The 5,445-nt window shown below is 58.1% G+C and carries 1 tRNA gene and 3 rRNA genes; all 4 read right to left on the bottom strand.

The features are described 5' to 3' along the window. Positions 1–99 precede the first annotated feature (99 nt). The 4 genes from rrf to ESO89_RS18090 all read right to left on the bottom strand — a co-directional run bounded on the left by rrf (position 100) and on the right by ESO89_RS18090 (position 5,260). A 5S ribosomal RNA gene (gene rrf / locus ESO89_RS18105) occupies positions 100–221 on the bottom strand. Positions 222–368: 147 nt separating this feature from the next. Beyond that, positions 369–3,289 (bottom strand): 23S ribosomal RNA (locus ESO89_RS18100). A gap of 272 nt (positions 3,290–3,561) precedes the next feature. Continuing rightward, positions 3,562–3,633, bottom strand: a tRNA-Ala gene (locus tag ESO89_RS18095). Between the two features lie 157 nt (positions 3,634–3,790). Beyond that, positions 3,791–5,260: ribosomal RNA gene (locus ESO89_RS18090) — 16S ribosomal RNA — on the bottom strand. The 16S, 23S and 5S rRNA genes sit together here with 1 tRNA gene alongside, the layout of an rRNA operon. Positions 5,261–5,445 lie beyond the last annotated feature (185 nt).

Raw genomic sequence — 5,445 nt, 5'->3', positions numbered from 1 at the left:
AGCGGTCGGGTGTGGTGGTGTGGCCGCTCGCTACACATGAAAATAGCCCACGGACGCGGTGTCCGTGGGCTGTAAGTGGGAGTATGCTCCCGATGAGTGGGTAGGCGGCGAACCGCGGTTCCCAGAGGATCGCTCACTCCAGTACTTCCCGGGACGCTGGTGGGCTTAACTTCCGTGTTCGGAATGGGTACGGGTGTGTCCCCACCGCTGTGGCCGCCTTTATGCCGACTCTCGGTCTCGAACCGAGACTCTCTCACTGGCTGTGGGAGAGACGCCTGTGTCGGTGGTTCCGATCGAATGATCGGTCGACCGTGTATGCGTGCGATCCAGTTACCGCCTGAACTCATACGAACTGTGGTGTCAGTGCCGTATGACTGTGGCTTCGGTCTGTTAGTGCTCGTGGACTCAACACCTCGTTGCCTTGGTGCGTACATCCCGAGTCTATCGAACTCGTCTTCTACGAGTGACCTCATCGGTACTTCTTTTCCATGTGGGTTTCGAGCTTAGATGCGTTCAGCTCTTACCCCGTGTCGCGTGGCTACCCGGCATTGCGTTCTCACACAACCGGTACACCAGTGGCGACCAAACGTAGTTCCTCTCGTACTATACGTTCGTTCACGTCAAGTACCTTGACACCCCCAATAGATAGCAGCCGACCTGTCTCACGACGGTCTAAACCCAGCTCACGACCTCCTTTAATAGGCGAACAACCTCACCCTTGCCCGCTTCTGCACGGGCAGGATGGAGGGAACCGACATCGAGGTAGCAAGCCACCCGGTCGATATGTGCTCTTGCGGGTGACGACTCTGTTATCCCTAAGGTAGCTTTTCTGTCATCTACGGGCCCCATTCCGGAGCCTCGTAGGTTCGCTAGACCACGCTTTCGCGTCAGCGTCACTCGTTGGGAATGACACTGTCAGACCATCTTGTGCTCTTGCGCTCTTCGCCGGATTCCCGACCCGGCTGAGATGATCTTCGGGCGCGCTCGATATCTTTTCGAGCGCGTACCGCCCCAGTCAAACTGCCCGGCTACCGGTGTACTCCTCCCGGAGTGAGAGTCGCAGTCACCGACGGGTAGTATTTCAATGCTGTCTCGGTGGCCCGCTGGCGCGGGTACCTGTGTAATGACTCCTACCTATGCTGCACATCGGCGACCACGTCTCAGCGACAGCCTGCAGTAAAGCTCTATAGGGTCTTCGCTTCCCCTTGGGGGTCTCCAGACTCCGCACTGGAACGTACAGTTCACCGGGTCCAACGTTGGGACAGTGGCGCTCTCGTTTATCCATTCATGCAAGCCGCTACTGAAGCGGCAAGGTACTACGCTACCTTAAGAGGGTCATAGTTACCCCCGCCGTTGACGGGTCCTTCGTCCTCTTGTACGAGGTGTTCAGATACCCGCACTGGGCAGGATTCAGTGACCGTACGAGTCCTTGCGGATTTGCGGTCACCTGTGTTGTTATTAGACAGTCGGAGCGCCCGAGTCACTGCGACCTGCTCCGTCGAGAGCAGGCATCCCTTCTTCCGAAGGTACGGGACTAACTTGCCGAATTCCCTAACGTCGGTTCTCCCGACAGGCCTTGGCTTGCGCTGCCAGAGCACCTGTGTCGGATCTCGGTACGGACATCGTGCTTGTCTTTTCACGGGCCCTATGTACGGCTGACTTGCGCTCTCTCGCGTTTCTCTCGCTTCGTGCCGTGACGGCGTCCACGAGGTTCCACGATTTGACCGGGCGAAGGCCCGGCTCAGCGTTCCACACGGCGTCGACGTTTGCTGCACGATGGCACTGGAATCTTAACCAGTTTCCCGTTGATGCAGTCGAGTTACGGTGCATCTTAGGACCGGCTGACCCTCGGCTGAGTGGCAGTGCCGAGGAACCCTTGCTCATCAGGCCGTCGAGGTTCTCACCCGACTATCGCTGCTACTGTGACCAGGATTGTCGTTTCTGAACGGTCCACGCGAGCTCTCGCCCGAGCTTCCATCCGAACAGAACGCCAACCTACGCGGTTGCCCTGTCATGGGCACGGCCAGGTCTCGGTGGTAGATTTGAGCCCCGATCATTTTGGGCGCCTCAAACCTCGGCCGGTAAGCTGTTACGCTTTTCTTAGAGGGTAGCTGCTTCTAAGCTCACCTCCCGGCTGTTTAGGGCTTGAGACCACCTTCGAATCGCACTTAATCTACACTTTGGGACCTTAACCCGGCTCTGGGTTGTTCCCCTCATGGTGCACAGGCTTACCCCGCACACCGGACTCCCTTCGTCTACGGCGCCTGCGGGTTTGGAGTTCGACAGGATGGCCGACTCCTCTCGGAGGCGGGTCATCCAATCGGTAGCTCTACCCCGCGGGCTACCTCGGAAGAGGTCATGCTTCGACATGTTTCGGTTGGAACCAGCTGTTGCCAGGCTCGATGGGCCTTTCACCCCTATGCGCAGATCACGAGAGGATATTGTAGAATACCAACTCTAACGGGCCTCCACGTGGCTTTCGCCACGCTTCACCCTGCCTGCGTATAGATCGCCTGGTTTCGGGTCGCACCCGATTGACTCCCCGCGCTTGAACACGGTGGCCCTCGCACGTATGTGCTGCGGCCGTATCGGTTTCCCTGCGCCTTCCCCGGTTCACGGGTTAGACTCGCCAATCAAGTGCACTCCCTGGGTCGTTTTTCAAAACGCACGACACGACGCCGGCTCGATTCTCTTCCTACTGGAGGATCGCTCCTCGGTCGTTTTGAGAATCGCCTTGTACGCCCTGTCGCTCGATCGCCAGCTGATTTCAGGCCCTATTGCACCGCCCTTCTCGGGGTGCTTTTCAGCGTTCGCTCACGCTACTTGTTCGCTATCGGTCTCGAGGAGTGTTTAGCCTTCTCAGGGGATGCCTGAGTCGTTCACAGAGGATATCCGACCCCTGCTACTCTGGTATTGACGCCAACGGTACTGTCTCATTCTACGGGGTTGTCACCCTGTATCACGCTCCGTTCCAGGAGACTTCGAATGAGAGCTCGCGTTTTGGTTGTCAACCCGAACACCACATTGGTCCGAAGACCTTCGGTTTGGGCTGTGTCGCGGTCACTCGCGGTTACTGACGACATCGCTGTTGCGTTCTTTTCCTTCCCTTACTGAGATGTTTCAATTCAGGGAGTTCCCTATTGCGCGTGGCAATTGTAAACGGATTCCGATTCGGAGATCTCGTGTTCTTTCCCTCCATGCGGGTCCCACGAGCTTTTCGCAGCTTGGCACGTCCTTCGTCGGCTCTCGAGCCGAGCCATTCACCAGCTGGCACAGTAGCCAGTAGTGTGTCAGTCGATTCTATACAGAACCGCTGACGGTGTCAAGTGACTAGATGTCACCCGACTGTATATGGTTCACTGACGTTCCACGAACTCGTATGAGTTCAGTGGACGTCTGGATCGCACGTATACACGGTCGTCATCGGATCACGTCCAGGCATGGAGCGTGTCCGTCGAACCCTTCCCATCCGCGGTTTCCCGGGATGGTGCATCGGTCGTCGTCTACCCAATCCGAATCGCGTCCCGCACTTAAGGGGACGGATTCGGACCGGGGCTGACATGGACTCACTGGGATTCGAACCCAGGGCATCCTCCTTGCAAGGGAGGCACTCTACCGCTGAGCTATGAGCCCACCTTCCCAGACGGGAAGGATGTATTGCAGTGTGAACCGTGGTCGTTCGTCGGTGTCCAGGCCGGCGGGTGGGCGGACACAGAGACCATACATGAGTAGTGACCGTCGTAGAGACGGTCGTAAGGTGAGCTCGCCCAGAGGGCGAGTCTCGGGTCGGTGGAGGTGATCCAGCCGCAGATTCCCCTACGGCTACCTTGTTACGACTTAAGCCCCCTTGCGAAGCCCAGATTCGACGCGTGGAACGCGCCTCATCCGGACCTCACTCGGGTGCTTTGACGGGCGGTGTGTGCAAGGAGCAGGGACGTATTCACCGCGCGCTTGTGACACGCGATTACTACCGAATCCAGCTTCATGTGGGCGAGTTGCAGCCCACAATCCGAACTACGATCGAGTTTCTGAGATTACCGTCTCCTTTCGGAGTTGGAACCCTTTGTCTCGACCATTGTAGCCCGCGTGTTGCCCAGCACATTCGGGGCATACTGACCTACCGTTGCCCGTTCCTTCCTCCGTGTTGGCCACGGCGGTCTCCCTACTGTCCCCAGCCACTTCGCAGTGCTGCTGGCAAGTAAGGATGCGGGTCTCGCTCGTTGCCTGACTTAACAGGACGCCTCACGGTACGAGCTGACGGCGGCCATGCACCTCCTCTCTGAAGCTCGGACAAGGTCATCAACCTGGTCGTCATTACTACAGTCGATGCTGGTGAGATGTCCGGCGTTGAGTCCAATTAAACCGCAGGCTCCTCCGGTTGTAGTGCTCCCCCGCCAATTCCTTTAAGTTTCATCCTTGCGGACGTACTTCCCAGGCGGCCTGCTTAGCGGCTTCCCTACGGCACAGCACCCGCTCGTAGCGGGAGCCACACCTAGCAGGCATTGTTTACGGCCAGGACTACCCGGGTATCTAATCCGGTTCGAGACCCTGGCTTTCGTCCCTCACTGTCGGATCCGTCCTCGCGACGTGCTTTCGCCATCGGCGGTCCGTCCAGGATTACAGGATTTCACTCCTACCCCGGACGTACCCGTCGCGCCTTCCGGTCCCAAGCCACACAGTTTCCACCGGACGCCCACCCGTTGGGCGGGTGGATTTTCCGATGGACTTGTGCGGCCAGCTACGGACGCTTTAGGCCCAATAAGATCGGCCATCACTCGGGCTGCCGGTATTACCGCGGCGGCTGGCACCGGTCTTGCCCAGCCCTTATTCGTACACCTCCCTACGGTGTACAAAAGCGCAGGCTCTATGCCTGCGCACTTGGGATTCCCTTATCGCACTGGCGTGCAGTGTAAAGGTTTCGCGCCTGCTGCGCCCCGTAGGGCCCGGAATCTTGTCTCAGATTCCGTCTCCGGGTTCTCACTCTCATGACCCGTACCGATTATTGGCACGGTGGGCCGTTACCCCACCGTCTACCTAATCGGCCGCAGCCACATCCTTCGGCGCCGGAGCGTTTGGCACAATCCTCATTCCAGCTGGATTGTGGTATGCACTATTAGCCTCAGTTTCCCGAGGGTATCGTGCTCCGAAGGGTAGTTTGGCCACGTGTTACTGAGCTATTCGCCACGAGTCTGAACTCGTGCGACTAGCATGGCTAAATCGAATCCCAATAGCAATGGCCTCCGGCAGGATCAACCGGAATGTATAACCTCCGAGCCTGATTCCCGGCTCGGAGGGGTGTTGGCGGGTTTTGACTCGCGGTGAGTCAAAACACCATTGCATGGTCTATGTGGTGTCCGGTCCACCCAGCGACCTGGATGACACCGAACGACCACGGCTCACATCAGATTTCCGCTTACGCCGGAGCGCAGGGGGCGAAATCCTCAT

Origin of the sequence: Halorubrum amylolyticum, from assembly GCF_004114995.1 — an archaeon.
In the GTDB taxonomy this organism is placed as follows: domain Archaea; phylum Halobacteriota; class Halobacteria; order Halobacteriales; family Haloferacaceae; genus Halorubrum; species Halorubrum amylolyticum.
Note: the sequence above shows the minus strand (reverse complement) of the source record. Positions and strands in the feature narration are given on the sequence as shown.